General features: G+C 63.8%; 16 protein-coding genes and 1 pseudogene. 2 read left to right on the plus strand and 15 right to left on the minus strand.

The window, feature by feature from the left end; genetic code table 11:
- Positions 1-451: 451 nt before the first annotated feature.
- From cobF to ABMD26_RS22125, 6 genes and pseudogenes are all read right to left on the minus strand, one after another.
- Positions 452-1,207 (minus strand): precorrin-6A synthase (deacetylating), encoded by a 756-nt coding sequence (gene cobF / locus ABMD26_RS03625; RefSeq protein ID WP_354307978.1) that lies wholly within the window; start codon positions 1,205-1,207, stop codon positions 452-454.
- A gap of 75 nt (positions 1,208-1,282) precedes the next feature.
- Positions 1,283-3,508: a TonB-dependent siderophore receptor gene (locus ABMD26_RS03630; protein ID WP_134721396.1), complete on the minus strand. Its 2,226-nt coding sequence runs from the start codon at positions 3,506-3,508 to the stop codon at positions 1,283-1,285.
- Between the two features lie 406 nt (positions 3,509-3,914).
- Positions 3,915-4,421, minus strand: coding sequence for a peptide-methionine (S)-S-oxide reductase MsrA (msrA, locus tag ABMD26_RS03635; RefSeq protein ID WP_134721397.1), 507 nt, complete (start codon positions 4,419-4,421; stop codon positions 3,915-3,917).
- Positions 4,422-4,490: 69 nt separating this feature from the next.
- Positions 4,491-5,060: a methyl-accepting chemotaxis protein gene (locus tag ABMD26_RS22115; protein WP_236707073.1), complete on the minus strand. Its 570-nt coding sequence runs from the start codon at positions 5,058-5,060 to the stop codon at positions 4,491-4,493.
- A 9-nt stretch (positions 5,061-5,069) separates the two neighbouring features.
- A pseudogene (locus ABMD26_RS22120) lies at positions 5,070-5,285 on the minus strand (PAS domain-containing protein); the annotation flags it as partial.
- Positions 5,266-5,799 carry a PAS domain-containing protein gene (locus ABMD26_RS22125; protein WP_502948296.1) on the minus strand — a complete coding sequence of 178 codons (534 nt, stop codon included), beginning with the start codon at positions 5,797-5,799 and terminating at the stop codon, positions 5,266-5,268. The gene ABMD26_RS22125 and the pseudogene ABMD26_RS22120, both read right to left, overlap by 20 nt.
- Positions 5,800-6,584: 785 nt before the next feature.
- On the opposite strand from ABMD26_RS22125, the gene ABMD26_RS03645 reads away from it, so the two are divergent.
- Both ABMD26_RS03645 and ABMD26_RS03650 read left to right on the plus strand, forming a co-directional pair.
- The gene (locus tag ABMD26_RS03645) at positions 6,585-6,806 is read left to right on the plus strand and encodes a hypothetical protein (protein ID WP_049859078.1); all 222 of its coding nucleotides are present in this window, start codon (positions 6,585-6,587) and stop codon (positions 6,804-6,806) included.
- A 428-nt stretch (positions 6,807-7,234) separates the two neighbouring features.
- Positions 7,235-8,497 carry an OmpP1/FadL family transporter gene (locus ABMD26_RS03650; protein WP_056843121.1) on the plus strand — a complete coding sequence of 421 codons (1,263 nt, stop codon included), beginning with the start codon at positions 7,235-7,237 and terminating at the stop codon, positions 8,495-8,497.
- Between the two features lie 55 nt (positions 8,498-8,552).
- Here the strand turns inward: ABMD26_RS03650 and ABMD26_RS03655 are convergent, their stop codons facing one another.
- From ABMD26_RS03655 to cbiB, 9 genes are all read right to left on the minus strand, one after another.
- Positions 8,553-8,678, minus strand: a complete 126-nt coding sequence (locus tag ABMD26_RS03655) for a hypothetical protein (RefSeq protein ID WP_274604582.1) — start codon at positions 8,676-8,678, stop codon at positions 8,553-8,555.
- Positions 8,675-9,883, minus strand: a complete 1,209-nt coding sequence (locus ABMD26_RS03660) for an MFS transporter (protein ID WP_354307991.1) — start codon at positions 9,881-9,883, stop codon at positions 8,675-8,677. Before ABMD26_RS03660 ends, ABMD26_RS03655 begins: the two co-directional genes overlap by 4 nt.
- A 97-nt stretch (positions 9,884-9,980) precedes the next feature.
- Positions 9,981-10,700 carry an adenosylcobinamide-GDP ribazoletransferase gene (locus ABMD26_RS03665; protein WP_354307995.1) on the minus strand — a complete coding sequence of 240 codons (720 nt, stop codon included), beginning with the start codon at positions 10,698-10,700 and terminating at the stop codon, positions 9,981-9,983.
- Positions 10,701-10,702: 2 nt separating this feature from the next.
- Entirely contained in the window at positions 10,703-11,275 is a 573-nt protein-coding gene (gene cobC, locus ABMD26_RS03670; RefSeq protein ID WP_134721401.1) for an alpha-ribazole phosphatase family protein, read from the minus strand.
- Positions 11,272-12,327 (minus strand): nicotinate-nucleotide--dimethylbenzimidazole phosphoribosyltransferase, encoded by a 1,056-nt coding sequence (gene cobT, locus ABMD26_RS03675; RefSeq protein ID WP_134721402.1) that lies wholly within the window; start codon positions 12,325-12,327, stop codon positions 11,272-11,274. Before cobT ends, cobC begins: the two co-directional genes overlap by 4 nt.
- A complete protein-coding gene (cobU, locus tag ABMD26_RS03680; protein ID WP_134721403.1) occupies positions 12,324-12,845 on the minus strand; it encodes a bifunctional adenosylcobinamide kinase/adenosylcobinamide-phosphate guanylyltransferase in 522 nt (173 codons plus the stop codon). Before cobU ends, cobT begins: the two co-directional genes overlap by 4 nt.
- A 1-nt stretch (position 12,846) precedes the next feature.
- Positions 12,847-14,313: a cobyric acid synthase gene (locus ABMD26_RS03685; RefSeq protein ID WP_134721404.1), complete on the minus strand. Its 1,467-nt coding sequence runs from the start codon at positions 14,311-14,313 to the stop codon at positions 12,847-12,849.
- Positions 14,310-15,302 (minus strand): threonine-phosphate decarboxylase CobD, encoded by a 993-nt coding sequence (gene cobD / locus ABMD26_RS03690; RefSeq protein ID WP_134721405.1) that lies wholly within the window; start codon positions 15,300-15,302, stop codon positions 14,310-14,312. Before cobD ends, ABMD26_RS03685 begins: the two co-directional genes overlap by 4 nt.
- On the minus strand, positions 15,295-16,188 hold the full coding sequence (gene cbiB, locus ABMD26_RS03695; RefSeq protein WP_167649271.1) for an adenosylcobinamide-phosphate synthase CbiB: 894 nt from the start codon (positions 16,186-16,188) through the stop codon (positions 15,295-15,297). The genes cobD and cbiB overlap by 8 nt, the downstream gene beginning before the upstream one ends.
- Between the last annotated feature and the right edge of the window lie 10 nt (positions 16,189-16,198).

Raw genomic sequence — 16,198 nt, forward strand, 5'->3', positions numbered from 1 at the left:
GGTATCAGAGAGACCACCTTGTCCGCCGACGCGGCTTGCGCCGCTGCTACAGGCCCGTCACACCACACAACCCCCGTAGCAGCGGCGCGAGCCGCGTCCGGCTGCGCCGCGGAGTGTCAGACAGATCACCTCGTCCGCCGACGCGGCTTGCGCCGCTGCTACAGGCCCCTCACACCACACAACCCCCGTAGCAGCGGCGCGAGCCGCGTCCGGCTGCGCCGCGGAGTGTCAGACAGATCACCTCGTCCGCCGACGCGGCTTGCGCCGCTGCTACAGCCCGTCACACCACACAACCCCTGTAGCAGCGGCGCGAGCCGCGTCCGGCTGCGCCGCGGAGTGTCAGACAGATCACCTCGTCCGCCGACGCGGCTTGCACCGCTGCTACAGACCCCTCACACCACACAACCCCTGTAGCAGCGGCGCGAGCCGCGTCCAGCTGCGCCGCGGAGTGTCAGGTACGCCGCCTGAGCAGATAGCTGTCCATGATCCACCCATGCCGACGCCGCGCCGCCTGCCGCGCCTGAACGATCGCCTCGGCCACGTCATCGAGCCGTCCGCTCAGCAGCACTTCATCCACGGTTCCCACATACGCGCCCCAATAGATGTCCAGGTTCTCCCCGAGCAAGGCCAGGAAGCCGTCCTGCGCATCGAGCATCACCACCACCGTATCGACCCCATCGGGCATCCCCGTCGCCAGACGGCGCCCCGTGGTGATCTGCACCGCGCCGGCAATGCTGTTGAGGGTGATCCGATGCGCCGCCGTCAGCGCCTGAACGCTGGTCACGCCGGGGAACACTTCATAGTCCAGCGCCCGCACCCCGTCGGCAGCAATCGCCTCGACGATGCGCAACGTACTGTCATACAGCGACGGATCGCCCCACACCAGCACCCCGGCGCACTCGCCATCGGCCACTTCGTCGTCCAGCAGTTGCTCGAAGACCGCGCGCTTGCGCGTGTTCAGAACATCCACCGACGCCCGATAATCCGACCCGGCCGGGCGCTCGGGCTGAAGCACCTCGACCACTCGATACGCGCCAGGCGTTGTGTGACGTTCCAGAATGTCGCGACGCAGGGCATTGAGCTTGCCCTTGTGCTCGCCCTTGTCCAACAGGAAGAACACATCCACCCGCCCCAGCGCACGGGCGGCCTGGACGGTGATGTGTTCGGGATGACCGGCACCGATGCCGATGATGAGGAGTGTCTTCACGAATGTCCCGGATTGCGCTTGAAGCACCGGCATCCAAACCATGGGCCTATTTCAGGCCCATGGGGGCAATCGTCTCTACAGGGACCACTTCAACGAGAACATCACGTTGCGCGGATCGCCATAGGTACCGCTCCCCGAGCCTGTCGGTATGCCCTGCCAGTACTTCTCATCGAAAACGTTGTTGAAATTGACGCGACCGTCCCAGTGCTCGTCGAACTGATAGCCCGCCATCAAACCAACCACAGCATACGAATCCTGAGTGGCATAGCCACTGCCGACCCGATTGAAGGTATCGCTCTGGGCGATGACATCCGCACCAATACGCAATTTGTTCAGGTTACCCTCGAAGTTGTAACTGGTGGCTGCCTTGAACAGATGCTTGGGCTGATCGGGCGCGAACTTGCGACCCTCGTTCCTTTCGACAGCATCCTTGACGTATTGACTGAGGATGAGCGTATAGGCAGCCGAGAATTGCCAGTTCGGCGTAAGCGCGCCGGTGATTTCCGTGTCGATGCCGCGGCTGCGTACTTCGCCGGCCGAACCGTAGCAACTGGTCGCAGGGAACGTCGCGCAATTGGATGCGTTCTGGTTGGTCAGCAGGTAGGCCCGCTTCTCCTGAGTCATGTCGAACAATGCAAAGGAAGCGTTCAAGGCTCCGTCGAAGTACTCGCCCTTGAGTCCGATCTCATAGCTCTTGCCGGTCATCGGATCCAGTACCGAGCCGCCACTGTCCTGCTCGGTCTGTGGTTTGAAGATTTCGGTGTAACTCGCATACACCGAGTAGGTGTCATTGAGGTCGTAGATCACGCCCGCGTATGGCGTGACTTCCTGAGTCACCTTGTAGTCGCCTGGACCGGTCCGGTTATCGTAGTCATACCAGCTCAACCGACTGCCGACGATGATGTGCAGGGGATCGATCGGATTGAAGCGCGCAACGGCGTAGGCAGCGTCTTCGGTGGCCGTATTCTTGCTGGCATAGGGCGACCGATCGGCCCTTGAAGGTTTCGGCACCAGTTCGGGACGAATGTTGTAGGGATCCACTGGATACCCAGCCCAGTAGCCGCCAGTCTGGTCGAACTTCTCCTGGCGATGGCTCACCCCGACACTCAACTCGTGCTCGCGACCAAACAGCTGGAACGGGCCGGACAGCGAGCCGTCCAGGTTGGTCTGGGTATCGGTGGTGTCGTACTGACCGGCGCCTTGCTCGTAGCCCGAACCCAGGTAAGGAAAGGGAAAGCTCAGGTAATTGGAGAACGTGTTGGACTCGGCCCAGATCTTCGAACCGGCCAGACGGGCGTTCCAACCATTGTCGAAACGATGGGTCAGGTCGGTGAAAACGCTGACGTTGTCGCGATCCCAGTAGGCCCAGTCGCCGCTGAGAAAGGTCGAGCGCGGCAGGCCGAGGTATTCACCATTGTAGCCGGACGGCAGGCTGCCCCAGTCCGAGGTGGCATCGTCGCGCTGTTTCGACGCGCCGATGGTCCACGTGGTCGAGTCGCTCAGATCAGCTTCAAGGACACCGTAGAAGGTCTGGCGCTGCTTGTCGCGCTCATCGATAAAGCTCTTGTCATCCTGATAGGCCGCCACCACCCGACCGCGAACGGTACCGGAGTCATTCAGCTTGTTCGATGCATCCACCTCTGTGCGATAACGATCCCAACTGCCGGCGCTGGTGGTGATGCTCACCTGCGGAGTGGCTGTCGGGCGCTTGCGCACCAAGTTCAGCGTGGCCGAGGGACTGCCGGAGCCGGTCATCAAGCCGGTCGCTCCCCGTACAACCTCGACGTGGTCATATATCGCCAGGTCAGCCTCAGCCAACGTGTCCTGAGTGAACGTGCTGAGAATGGTCGGCAAGCCGTCGTACATGAGGTTGTCGATGGTGAAACCACGCGCCAGGAACTGCTGACGGTCACCGCCGAACTTTCGAAGGGTGACGCCAGGTGCGTACTTGACCACGTCGTTGACGTCGTTCAGCCCTTGATCTTCGATGCGCTGGCGAGTGATGACGCTGACCGACTGTGGCGTTTCACGGATCGACAGCGGCAGCTTGGTCGCGGTGCTCATGCTGCCGGTGGTGTAGGAACCGGAATGTTCAGTGGTGCTCGCGCCGGCAATGGAACTGCTGGTGGCCGATACGGCCGTCGCACCCAGCTCGATCGCCGCACCGCTTGCAGCAGTGTCCGTCGGTGCTTCAGCCAACGGCTGTGCAGGCGAATTCGCCGCGATGGGTGCTGCCTGGGCCAGGCCGGCGATGGACAAAGAAATGCAGAGCGCAATCGGGCGCAACGGAAATTGATTCATGGCATGACCTCAGGAACCCACACAAGGCGGTCTGCCCCCCCCGGGCGAAGACTCGAATGCGGGCTGTAGGAGACCTCGCAAACTTGTGTGCGAAACCGCGTTGAATGCGGAAGCGCGGCAAGGCTATGCAAATGTGAAAAAAATGTAAATGCTAATTCATGTCACCTGACATGAATTCGCGCATGCCATACGCACGCGTTTGCAGCCGAGGCTCGCTACTGGTAACGGAAACAGGGTTGGGAACCAACGAAGAGATACCTGGTACAAGGCCTGGAGAGCACAGCGGCTGCGGTCTGCATGGGGAGGGAGAACATCGAAGAGGCCTGCGACAGCAAACGCCCCGCCCTGGCGCGCACCAAGGTCGGGGAATTATGTCTGGATGTGTCTAACTTTGGAGGTGTAACGCTCAGCCGCGCGCAGGAAGCTTCCAGTTCGGCCGTATGAAATGACAGGTGTAGCCGTTGGGAATACGCTCCAGGTAGTCCTGATGCTCAGGCTCGGCTTCCCAGAAATCACCCGCCGGGGCCAGTTCGGTCACGACCTTGCCGGGCCACAGATCCGATGCGTCGACATCGGCGATGGTCTCCAGCGCCACACGCTGCTGTTCTTCACTGGTGTAGAAGATTGCCGAACGGTAGCTCAGGCCCACGTCGTTACCTTGGCGGTTGGCAGTGGACGGGTCATGGATCTGGAAGAAAAATTCGAGGATCTGACGGTAGCTGATCACGCTGGGATCGAAAACGATCTCGATGGCTTCAGCGTGAGTGCCATGGTTGCGGTAGGTGGCGTTGGGCACATCGCCCCCGCTGTACCCGACCCGCGTTTTCAGGACGCCTGGATAACGACGAATCAGGTCCTGCATGCCCCAGAAGCAGCCACCCGCCAGCAGAGCGGTTTCGGTCTGGACTGTCATATCGATTACCTTCGCTGAATGAACGTCGCCCATTCTAATACAACCGTCGCGAAGGCGCCGTACAGGCCGTCAGAGGTTGGTGAAACGAGCGACCGCCTCCACCACCTTTTTTGCCCCATCCTGGATTTCGACGATCACGTCACCGGCCTGCCCGGCCAGTTGAACGCCCTGCTCGGCCTGCAGCCTGCTGTTGGCCATGTCGCGTACCGTGCCATCGACCAGCGCCTGGTTCTGCTGAACCACCGCGGCGATCTCGTCGGTCGCGGTGCTGGTGCGCCCCGCCAACTGCCGGACTTCATCGGCCACCACGGCGAACCCGCGCCCCTGCTCGCCGGCACGGGCCGCTTCGATGGCAGCGTTCAAGGCCAGCAGGTTGGTCTGCTGCGCGATGCTGCTGATGGTCTGGATGATCGAACTGATCAGCAGCGACTGCTTGCCCAGCGCCTCCACACCGCTTGCCGCCGACTGCATGTCGTCGGCGATCTTGCGCATGGTCTGCACCGTATCGGTCACCACCACCGCGCCCCGTTGGGCGCTGGTGTCGGTACTGCGCGAGATATCGTAGGCGGTCTGCGCCGCCTGGTTGACTTCGGCCTCGCGCTCGACCTGATCGGTGACCACGGTGGCAAACTTGACCACCTTGTAGAGTTTACCTTCGGTGTCGTAGACCGGGTTGTAGGTCGCTTCCAGCCAGATGGTGCGACCCATGCTGTCCAGGCGCTTGAAGCGTCCGGCCATGAACTCGCCGCGGTTGAGGCTCGCCCAGAACTCGCCGTAGCTCGGAGCGCTGGTATCCTCGCTGTGACAGAACATGCGATGGTGCTTGCCTTGCACCTGCGCCAGGTTATAGCCCATGCCGCGCATGAACTGATCGTTGGCCGACAGCACGTTGCCTTTCAGATCGAATTCGATGACCGCCGTGGACCGCAGCAAGGCGTCGATGAACGAGGCGTTTTCCGCGGCCTTCTCCATGCTCTGGGTGACATCGGTTGCAAAGCACTTGATGTGCATGAGCACACCCCGCCGCGTTTCTGATGGGTTTCCAGTGGGCGTTGACCCAGACCAGGCTGCCATCGGCCTTGAGGTAGCGATAGTTGTCGGACACCGACGTACCCGCTGCCACCGCCGAGCGGAAGTTGTTGTAGCAAGGCAGCTTGGTCACGTAGCTGGGAACCAGCTCGGTCATCAACCGGCCCACCAGCTGCGCCTCGGTATAGCCCAGGGTGGTGGCGAACAATTCATTGCAGGCGATGATGCGCAGCGACGTATCGATGTCGAGGCTGAGCATTTCATTCGTCATGCCGGCGACCAGTTGGCGCAGCTCCACCAGTTCGTCGGCCTGGGCGCTGAGTTGCTGTTTGAGTTTATTGTTGAACATAGGGCACCGGCATCAGGGTCATGTGCACGTTATCGGCGGTATCTCGCCAGGGTTTAGGCGTTCACGGTAAATGTTCTTGCTGCCAGCCGAGCTGATCCCGTGCTAGAGCGGGCCGTCGGGACAATCCACAGAAGCTGTGGATAAGTCAGTGGACAACACCCCCCCGCCCCTCGCAAACCCGTATGGAATGGGGCCTGAAGTCAAACTGTCGATTTTTTCACCAACTCGAAAAGACGTTTTTTTTCATTGACTTAAGCGACTGATAACGAGTAGCCATGATCCAGGAGCGCTTGGCAGGCCCTGCAGACACATCTTCGTACACAGACGGCCCTCAACGCTTCGTTTGCATCTGCATCGGTGCCATAGTGCATTTTTTTGCAAAAGAGCTTGCGTATCCTGCGCCGGCTGCGATAGTCTTCGACCCGTTAGTACCAAGCTGAAAGTCAATTCAGGTCGACCACCCTGTTCACACGGGATCGGCCAACATGATGGTCTCCAGGTAACGCCCCCCGACTTGCGAACAAGTCCGGCATCAAGCGAATTACTCTGCCCCGACCAACCTACGATTGATCAGGATCTGCTTCCAGGGCCATGAACCTCAGCCCGGAATGTTGCCTGCCCTCCTAAGTACCTACCAGTCAGTCCAACAGCCATATCAAAGCGGCGCTGTTCACTGGCTGTCTTGTTCCAGACAGGTTCTTCGCCCGGCCAAAAGGCCCGCGTCACTGGAACGTTTTTATCGATCACGGCTCCAAGTCGTGACCATTGCAGGAACACACAACAACATGACTCATATCCAGACCCAGGATGCTATCCGCACCCTCACCCACGCCTTCGCTCCGATGAACTGCCTGATCATGGCAGCGCGCAAAGGCTGCTTCAGCTTCACCATCGTCAACGAACACGGCATTGCCCGTCACAGCGAGCGTCTGTACCCGGAACAGTATTCCAGCGCAGAACCGCTGCAGGCCGTGATCGAACGCACGCGTCAGGCACTGGTTGCCTGATCGCCGCGGCGACGCACGAAAAGCCCCGACATCCGGGGCTTTTTCTTGCCCGGGATTTGACCTTCGGCGCATGGCATTGCGGCCATTTGTGACGACCAACTGTAAACGCAAGTTACCGCACACCTGTCTTGGGTTGAACCCTTTGTGGAACCGAAGGCCAGGTCCGGCGTAATTCTGACGTCATTTCTTTTTTCCTGAGTACAACCCCAAGTGACCGGTCTAGACGGCTCGACCTGACCTGCCAGATGCCCGTTCGTGCCCGCAGCACGGGCACCACAGGCACAGGCAGCATGCAGAACTGATTTGAACGCTCGCGAAATCTGGTCGGATTGTCCTACAAAACCGCTCTAGCCGGAGTGTTTCAGGCTATAGCGTTGCGATCAAAATGTTGGTAGCTTGCGCCTCAGTGCCCCCCTAGAGTTAAAACAATGAAAAGACTAATGCTCAAGACCACTCTCGGCCTCGCTGTCACTCTGGCATCCGGCCAACTCTTCGCTGCCGGCTTCGCCCTCAACGAACAAAGCATCAGCGGCATGGGCACCGGCTTCGCCGGGCGCTCGTCATCCGCCGAAGACGCCAGCACCGTCTATGGCAACCCGGCCGGCATGTCGCGTATCAAGCGTGAGCAGGTCAGCGTCGGCGCCGCAGCCATCGTCGCCAAGACCGACCTGAGCGGACGCGGGACCTTCGGCGGCAGCAACGACGGCGACATGGTGCCGTTCGTTGGCGTTCCGATGGGCTACTACGTCAAGCCGCTGGATGACAACTGGACCGTCGGTCTGGGCCTCTACGCCCCGTTCGGCCTGGTCACCGACTATGAAAGCGGCTTCGCTGGCCGCTACTGGGCTGACAAGAGCCATGTGGCCGTCGTCACCCTGCAGCCCACCATCAGCTATGCCTTCAACGACCGCGTCTCGATCGGCTTCGGCCCGACCATCAATCGCCTCGAAGGCGAGCTGACGTCGGCCACGCTGAACCGCGCCACACCCGGCCGCAACGACGGCGAAGTCAAGATCAAGGGCGACGACACCGCCGTGGGCTTCAACGTCGGCGTGCTCGTGCAGGCCACTGACGACACCCGCCTGGGCCTGACCTACCACTCCAAGGTCAAGTACAAGCTCGATGGCCATACCAAGGTCGAAGGTTCGGGTTTCGGGCCGTTCAACGGCAGCAAGTACGACGCCTCGCTCGACATCGACACGCCTGAGTCGGTGGACTTCTCGGTCACCCACGAGCTCAACCAGGACTGGACCCTGTACGCAGGCAGCACCTGGACCCGCTGGAGTCGCCTGAAGGAAATTTCGGTCGAGAACGACGGCGTGCCTGCACTGCTGCGTCCCTCGATCGGCACCATCACCGAAGAGCAGAACTGGCATGACACCTGGTCCCATGCCGTGGGCGCCGCCTACAAGCTGAACAAGCAGTGGACGTTGCGCACAGGGTTCTCGGTCGACCAGTCGCCGACCAACAACACCAACCGCTCGCCACGCATCCCGACGGGTGACCGCGCCATTCTCAGCTTTGGTGCTGGCTGGAGCCCGACCGACGACCTGACCTTCGACTTCGCCTATTCCTACCTGAAGGAAGAAGACACGAAGATCAATCTGGTCAGCGCTACCAAGGGTGCCTACCAGGCCAAGTACGAGAACAGCGCACATGGCTTCGGTACTTCCGTGACCTATCGCTTCTGATCGATCGGCTCACCGCAAAAGCCCCGACAGGTTCGGGGCTTTTTCATGTTCAGGCTCAGCACAGGCTCATGTTCAACTGCAGCAAGGCCAGACCGCCCTGCTGCCAGCCCCACCACGCCAACCCAACCAGCCCCAGCAGGACGGCCGCCACAGCCAGTTGCAGACTGCGCAACCTGTTCATGCCGTCGCACCCTGCGCTTGCAGCCGTGCAACAGGCCGCTCGCGCACCGGCCAATTGAGCGCTCCTGCAAGCAGGCTCAGGGCAATCGACAACTGCCAGACCAGGTCATAGCTGCCGGTCTGGTCGTATACCAGGCCGCCCAGCCAGCCGCCGAGAAACGCTCCCAACTGGTGAAAGAGAAACACGATGCCACCGAGCATCGACAGGTTGCGCACGCCGAACAGGGTCGCCACCGTGCCATTGGTCAAGGGAACCGTGGACAGCCAGAGCAAGCCCATCGCCATGCCGAACAGACAGGCGCTGAAGGTGGTCACCGGGAACCACAGAAACAGCACGATCACCACGGCACGCAGCAGGTACAACGCGGTGAGCAAGCGCGGCTTGGACATGCGACCGCCCAGCCAGCCGGCGGTGTAGGTGCCGACAATGTTGAACAGGCCGATGAGCGCTAGCACGGTGGTGCCCACGCTCGCGGGAAGGTGCTGATCGACCAGATAGGAAGGCAGGTGCATGCCGATGAACACCACCTGGAAACCACAGACGAAAAAGCCCAGCGCCAACAGCCAGAAGCCCGAGTGAGTGCAGGCTTCGCGCAGCGCCTGGCTCAGGCTCTGCTCAGGACCCTGGCTCGGCAGTGGTCGGTCCTTGAGCAGGCGCACCAGCGGCACGATGAACGCTACCAGCACCCCCATCACCAGCAAGGCCGCGGACCAGCCCAGCCAACTGATGAGGCCGAGGGTGCCCGGCAGCATCGCGAACTGGCCAAACGAGCCGGCCGCGCTGGCGATCCCCATGCCCATGCTGCGATGCTCGGCTGGCAGGGCTCGCCCGACCACCCCCAGGATTACCGAGAAGGACGTGCCGGAAAGCCCCAGACCGATCAGCAGACCTGCGCTGAGGGTCAGGCTCAGCTCGGAATCGGCCAGGCCCATGCAGCCCAGGCCGACCGCATAGAGCACGCCACCCAGCGACACCACTCGCCCGGCGCCGAAGCGGTCAGCCAAGGCGCCGGCGAAGGGCTGGGCCAGCCCCCAGATCAGGTTCTGCAGGGCAATGGCCAGGGCGAACACGCCTCGCCCCCAGCCGAACTCTGCGCTCATGGGCGCGAGGAACAGGCCGAAGCCGTGACGGATGCCCAGGGACAGGGCGAGGATCAAGGCTGCACCGAGCAGCACCCAGCCGCTGGTACGCCATACCGATGTCATTATTGTGTGCTCCGGGCAGGAAGGGACAGGCTGCCCGATTGTATGCCTGTTCAGCGCCGACAGGCAGCATCCCGTGCACGGCCATCAAGGGGGAGGTCTACAGCGCGGCGCCGAGCAGCACCAGCAGTTCAAGCAATTCGAGCATGGCACCGGCGGTGTCACCCGTGGCGCCACCCAGGCGCCGGATCATCTGGCGCCGCAATGCCCAAAAGCCCACCAGCACCCACAGGCTGATCCAGACCCCACAGAACCCCAGACTGGCGAGCGCGACAGCGCCCAATACCCAACGCCCGGCACGGCGTGGCAAGTGGTCGGCCAACGCCTGGCCCAACCCACCGGCACGCACGTACGGCGTGCTCATGAACAGGCCGAGCATGGCGGCTCGCGCCAGCACCGGAGCCAGGATCAGCGCGGCCTGCTGGCCCTGTTCGAGCAAGGCCAGCAGCGCGCAGAACTTGAGCAGCAGCACCAGCACCAGGGTGACCACGGCCATGGGTCCGCTGCGCGGGTCCTTCATGATCAGCAAGGTGCGTTCGCGGTCGCCGAATCCACCCAGCCAGGCATCGGCGCTGTCCGCCAGCCCGTCCAGGTGCAGGCCGCCGCTGAGCACCACCCACAGCGTCAGCAACAATGCCGCATGCAGAAGCATCGGCGTTCCAGCGAGCAGAGCGTTGGCGACCCACAGAAGTGCACCGAACAGCAGCCCTACGGCCGGATAGAACAACAGCGAACGGCCCGACGCCTGGGCGCTGGGCATGCCAGGCAAGCGCACTGGCAGACTGCTGAGAAACTGCAGGGCGATCCAGAAGGGCAGCATGCTCAGGACCGCTCGCTCAAGCGGCCGTCGGCCGCCATCGTCACGCTGACCAAGGCACCGTGGCCGACCTCGACCTGGAGCAGCTGTTCACGTGGCAGGCCGCGCGCTTCGGCCAGCAGCAGGCGCATGACCCCACCGTGCACCACCAGCAGCAACCGCTCGCCCGGATACTGCAGGTGCAGCCTGCTCAACGCAGCATGGATGCGCGCGGAGAAATCCAGCATGGGCTCGCCGTCGGGCGGCGTGAACGCATAGGGATCGTTCCAGAACAGGCCCAGGCCGGCCTCATCGGTCTGCATCAACTGCGCGGCGCTCAGCCCTTCCCAGGCCCCGAAGTGCAGCTCTTGCAAACCGGCGTCGACGCTCATCGGCAGCCCGCGTTGCTCGGCCAGCACCTGGGCAAAGCGTGCACAGCGCTGCAGTGGCGAGCTGACGATCCGGTCCCAGCCGGAGCGCTCGGCGACTGCCGCGTGCAACTGCGCCCAGCCGCGTTCGGTCAGGGCATCGTCGAGGCTGCCGCGAAAGCCGCCGATCTCGGTTTCGCCATGGCGCAGCAGGTCCAGGTGCAGCATCATGCCGGACGGTCCGCTACGGCCGCTTCGGCGAAGGTCGCCATCTGTCCGTGCAGGTCGCACGCCAGGCGCAACAGCGGCACCGCCAGTGCCGCACCGCTGCCCTCGCCCAGACGCAAGCCAAGCTGCAACAACGGTTGCCCGTCGAGCGCCGCGAGCACATGACGATGACCCGGTTCGGCGCCGTTGTGCGCGAACAGCAGCCAAGGCCGAATGGACGGATTCAACTGCACCGCCACCAGCGCAGCGACGCTGCAGATGAAGCCGTCGACCAGGACCGCAATGCCCTCCTGAGCACAGGCCAGGTAGGCGCCGACCAGCGCGGCGACTTCGAAGCCGCCGAAGCAGAACAAGCGTTGCAGGGGCTCGTCGGGCAGGTCGGCGTGAACCTGCAAGGCCCGCTCGATGACCTGCACCTTGTGCGCCACACCGGCAGCGTCCAGGCCCGTGCCCGGCCCTGCCAGGTCGGCCACCGCGCACCCCAGGGACGCACAGGCCAGGGCGGTGGCGGACGTCGTGTTGCCGATGCCCATTTCACCGCCGATGAACAGTTCGCTGCCGCCGGCCTTGGCTCGCAACACGCTGTCGCGACCGGCCTGCAGTGCCTGCAGGCCTTGCTCGAAGCTCATCGCTGGAGCCTCGATGAAATTGCGCGTACCGGCGGCGATGCGCACATGCTGCACGCCGGGCCGATCGTTGAGTGGCGTGGCGGTCCCCAGGTCCACGACTTCCAGGCGCGCCGCCAGGCGACGGGCCAATACGCTGATGGCCGCCCCACCATTGACGAAGTTGTGCACCATCTGCGCGGTGACTTCCTGCGGATAGGGTGAGACACCCTCGGCGACGATGCCGTGATCGGCAGCGAACACCGTGATCCAGACCTGTTCGACCGAAGGTTTGAGTCGACCTTGCAGCGCCGCCAGTTGCACGGCGGCCTGCTCGAGCGCGCCCAGCGAGCCGGCTGGCTTGGTCAACTGCTGCTGACGCTCCAGTGCCTGGCGATGAACGTTCGCATCGGGTGCACGGGCAGTTTGCAGCCACCAGGCTGAGTTCATAACGCAGGTCCTTTCAGTATCATGGGGAGGCCGGCCACCGTGAACACCACTCGCTCGCAACGTTCGGCCAACGCCTGGTGCAGCAGGCCGGCCTCGTCGACGAAGCGCCGGGTCAGCTCGCCCAAGGGCACCACGCCCAGGCCGGTTTCGTTGCTCACGAAGAGGATCTCACCCGGCAGGCTGGATAAGGTTTCAAGCAGCGCCTCGCGCTCTGCGTTCAGACGCTGTGCATCGTCGAGCATGAGCAGGTTGGTCAACCACAGGGTCAGGCAATCGACCAGCAGACAGCGATCCGCCCGCGCCTGGGTGCGCAGCACCTGCGCCAGGGCCAAGGGCTCTTCCACCAGCCCCCAGTGATCGGGACGACGTGCACGGTGCAAAGCCACACGTTGGTCGAGCTCGCCGTCCAGCGGTTGGCTGGTCGCGATGTAGATCACCTCGAGCTGGCTGTCGGCAGCCAGGCGTTCGGCCAGGCGGCTCTTGCCCGAGCGGGCGCCACCCAGAATCAGTTGCAGCATGTCAGTCACTCCCGCCGGGGAGGCTACACAGTTCACGCAGGCGAGCGGTGTCCAGATGCCGCTCGACCAGATCGGCCAGGCGCTCGATGTCCGCTTCGCGCAGCGCGTGGTAGTCCACCGATTGCACGTCGGCGAGCCCCGCCCAGCGCAGCAGTGCCACGGACGACTGCGGCGCTTCGAACAGTCCATGCAGGTACGTACCCAGAATCTGCCCATCCGCGCTGATCGCGCCGTCGCACCGACCATCACTGAGCTGCACGGCCGGACGCTCAAGTGCCGCGCCGACGGTGACGCCGGCGTGAATCTCGTAGCCGCTGACGGCAGCCTGTTCGAGGCTCAGTTGGCCAGTGACGTTGCGCAACTGTTTTTCCGCATGCAATTGGGTGGTGAACTCCAGCAGGCCCAGGCCTGCACTGGAACCGGCGGCGCCTTCGAGTCCCAAGGGGTCATCGATGCGCGTGCCGAGCATCTGCAGTCCGCCGCAGATCCCCAGCACCTTGCCGCCGTAACGCAGGTGGCGGTTGATCGCTTCTTCCCAGCCCTGGGCCCTGAGGTGGGCCAGATCGGCGCGCACGCTCTTGGAGCCGGGCAGGATGATCAGGTCAGCCGGGGGGATATCGTCGCCTGCGCCGATGAACTGCAGGTCGACCTGCGGGTGCAGGCGCAGCGGATCGAAATCGGTGTGGTTGCTGATGCGTGGCAGCACCGGCACGATCACCTTGAGCACGGTGTCGGCCTTGCCCGACTGACGCCGATCCAGGCCGTCTTCGGCTTCCAGGTGCAGGTCCATGACGTAGGGCAGCACACCGATCACCGGCTTGCCGGTGCGGGCCTCCAGCCAATCCAGGCCAGGTTGGAGCAAGGCGATGTCGCCACGAAAGCGATTGATGATGAAGCCCTGCACTCGGGCCTGCTCACTGGGCGACAGCAATTCCAGGGTGCCGACCAGATGGGCGAAGACGCCGCCACGATTGATGTCGGCGATCAGCAGCACCGGGCAGTCGACCGCTTCGGCAAAGCCCATGTTGGCGATGTCGCCGGCGCGCAGGTTGATCTCGGCCGGCGACCCGGCGCCTTCGACCATCACCACATCGTACGTGTCGTTCAAACGCTGGTGCGATGCCAGTACCGCCTGCATCGCGATGGCCTTGTAGTCGTGATAGGCGACCGCGTTCATGGTGGTCACGGCACGGCCGTGAATGATCACCTGGGCACCGGTGTCGCTGTTGGGCTTGAGCAACACCGGGTTCATGTCGGTGTGCGGCTCAAGGTACGCGGCCTGGGCCTGCACGGCCTGGGCGCGACCGATCTCGCCGCCGTCGGCGGTCACCGCGCTGTTGAGGGCCATGTTCTGCGGCTTGAACGGCACCACGGCGACACCCTGGCGGGTCAGCCAGCGGCACAGCGCGGTGACCAGGGTGCTTTTGCCGGCATCGGACGTCGTGCCCTGGACCATCAATGTGCTCATGCCAGGTGCTCCCGATAGTCGCTCAGGGCAGCTTCGAGTCGCGCCCAGTCACCCTCGTCGGCGGGCAGGCCGAAGCGCAGGCGGCTGTCCTGTTTGAACAGCCGCACCAGAATGCCACGCTGAGCCAGAAACCCCTGCAGGTGCTCGGCCTGCGCGCACGATACCGACTGGAACAGCGCGCAGCCGCCCTGAGGCGCCAGGCCGTGATGTTGCAGGCACCGCGCGAGGCGCTCACTGGCCTGCGCGCAGCGGGCAATCTGGGCACGCTGCGCCGCCTGGTCGAGCAGGCACGCCTGGCCCAATCGTCGTGTCGGGCCGCTGACGGCCCAGGGCCCGATCAGGTCGGCCAGCGACCGCAGCAGGCGCGGCTCGCCCAGGACAAAGCCCAGGCGCACGCCTGCCAGGCCGAAGAACTTGCCGAACGAGCGCAGCACGATCAGTCCGGGCTGCACACCGTGCCGGGCCAGACTGCCCTGCGGCGTGTTGTCCATGAAGGCCTCGTCGACCACCAGCCAGCCGCCGCGACAGTTCAACCGGGCGTTCCAGGCCAGCAGCCGCTCGGTGGACAGCAACCGCCCGGTCGGGTTGTTCGGGTTGACCACGACCAGCACGTCGAGGCTGTCGATGAAGTGCTCGACTTCCTCCTCGTTGATTTCCCGCACCACATGCCCAGCCTGGCGCCAGCCTTCGGCGTGTTCGGCGTAACACGGCGACAGCACCCCTACCCGACCGCTGCGACGCAGGCGTGGCAGTGTCTGGATCGCCGCCTGCGAACCCGGCACCGGCAGCACGTGCTGGAAGCCGTAATAGCCGCGTGCAGCGTCTTCCAGGCCGTCGTCGTTTTCCGGCAGCCGGGCCCAGGCGCGGGGCGCGATGTCGGGAATGGGGAACGCCCAGGGGGCGATACCGGTGGACAGGTCGACCCAGTCCGCTTCGGCAATGCCGTAATCGAGCACTGCCTGGCGCAAGCGCCCTCCGTGTTCAAGCATCGATCAAGCCTCCCAGGCACAGTACCAGCAGCCATAGCCAGACGCCGTGCCGAACCAGGTTCCAGCCGCGCTCGATTGCGTCGGCATCGGCCGGCACGCCCTCGCCCAGCACGGCGCGCTCATGCAGTTCACCGTGGTAGATCGCCGGGCCACCCAGTTGCACACCGAGCGCGCCGGCGCCTGCAGCCATCACCGGGCCGGCGTTGGGGCTGTCCCATTGCGGCGCCTGTTGCCGCCAGCAACGCAGGGCCAGGCGGGTCTTGCCCAGGACTGCGTAGGTGAGCGCGACCAGGCGCGCCGGAATGTAGTTGAGCACGTCGTCGATTCGCGCCGCGGCCCAGCCAAAGCGTTCGAAACGTTCGTTGCGATAGCCCCACATGGCGTCCAGCGTATTGCTCAGCCGGTAGAGAACGACACCAGGGGCGCCGGCCACGACGAACCAGAAGATGGCCGCGAACACGGCGTCACTGCCGTTTTCCAGCACCGATTCGGTACCGGCGCGGGCCACCGCTTCGGCGTCGAGCGCTTCGGTCTGGCGGCTGACCAGGTAGCCGACCCGCTGACGCGCAGCGTCCAGGTCGTCGCTGCGCAGCGCCTGGGCCACGGGCATCACGTGCTCACCCAGGCTGCGCATGCCCAGCGCCAGGTACAGCGCGAAAATCTCGACCAGCCAGCCCACCAGCGGCAGCCAGGACAGCACCGTGGCCAGCAGGGTCAAGGGCACCACGGCCAGGAACCAGGCGGTGACGCCGTGGCTGCGCCAGCCACGCCCGGCGCGGTTGAAGCGTGTTTCGATGCGATTGGCCAGACGGCCGAAAGCCACCAGCGGATGGTGCTTGCGCGGCTCGCCCAAGAGGGCATCGAGCGCCACCCCGGCGACCGTCATCAACGCGATA

Source organism: Pseudomonas sp. PvP001, assembly GCF_040546375.1.
GTDB lineage: Bacteria > Pseudomonadota > Gammaproteobacteria > Pseudomonadales > Pseudomonadaceae > Aquipseudomonas > Aquipseudomonas coleopterorum.

Bases quoted from the DNA above. Each gene is read 5' to 3' on its own strand.
- cobT (WP_134721402.1), bottom strand. From the start codon at position 12,327: ATGAACTCAGCCTGGTGGCTGCAAACTGCCCGTGCACCCGATGCGAAC.
- ABMD26_RS03655 (WP_274604582.1), bottom strand. From the start codon at position 8,678: ATGAACAGGTTGCGCAGTCTGCAACTGGCTGTGGCGGCCGTCCTGCTG.
- ABMD26_RS03685 (WP_134721404.1), bottom strand. From the start codon at position 14,313: ATGAGCACATTGATGGTCCAGGGCACGACGTCCGATGCCGGCAAAAGC.
- ABMD26_RS03650 (WP_056843121.1), top strand. From the start codon at position 7,235: ATGAAAAGACTAATGCTCAAGACCACTCTCGGCCTCGCTGTCACTCTG.
- ABMD26_RS22125 (WP_502948296.1), bottom strand. From the start codon at position 5,799: ATGTTCAACAATAAACTCAAACAGCAACTCAGCGCCCAGGCCGACGAA.
- ABMD26_RS03660 (WP_354307991.1), bottom strand. From the start codon at position 9,883: ATGACATCGGTATGGCGTACCAGCGGCTGGGTGCTGCTCGGTGCAGCC.
- cobU (WP_134721403.1), bottom strand. From the start codon at position 12,845: ATGCTGCAACTGATTCTGGGTGGCGCCCGCTCGGGCAAGAGCCGCCTG.
- ABMD26_RS03630 (WP_134721396.1), bottom strand. From the start codon at position 3,508: ATGAATCAATTTCCGTTGCGCCCGATTGCGCTCTGCATTTCTTTGTCC.
- cobD (WP_134721405.1), bottom strand. From the start codon at position 15,302: ATGCTTGAACACGGAGGGCGCTTGCGCCAGGCAGTGCTCGATTACGGC.
- ABMD26_RS03645 (WP_049859078.1), top strand. From the start codon at position 6,585: ATGACTCATATCCAGACCCAGGATGCTATCCGCACCCTCACCCACGCC.
- cobC (WP_134721401.1), bottom strand. From the start codon at position 11,275: ATGATGCTGCACCTGGACCTGCTGCGCCATGGCGAAACCGAGATCGGC.
- ABMD26_RS03665 (WP_354307995.1), bottom strand. From the start codon at position 10,700: ATGCTGCCCTTCTGGATCGCCCTGCAGTTTCTCAGCAGTCTGCCAGTG.
- cbiB (WP_167649271.1), bottom strand. From the start codon at position 16,188: ATGACGGTCGCCGGGGTGGCGCTCGATGCCCTCTTGGGCGAGCCGCGC.
- msrA (WP_134721397.1), bottom strand. From the start codon at position 4,421: ATGACAGTCCAGACCGAAACCGCTCTGCTGGCGGGTGGCTGCTTCTGG.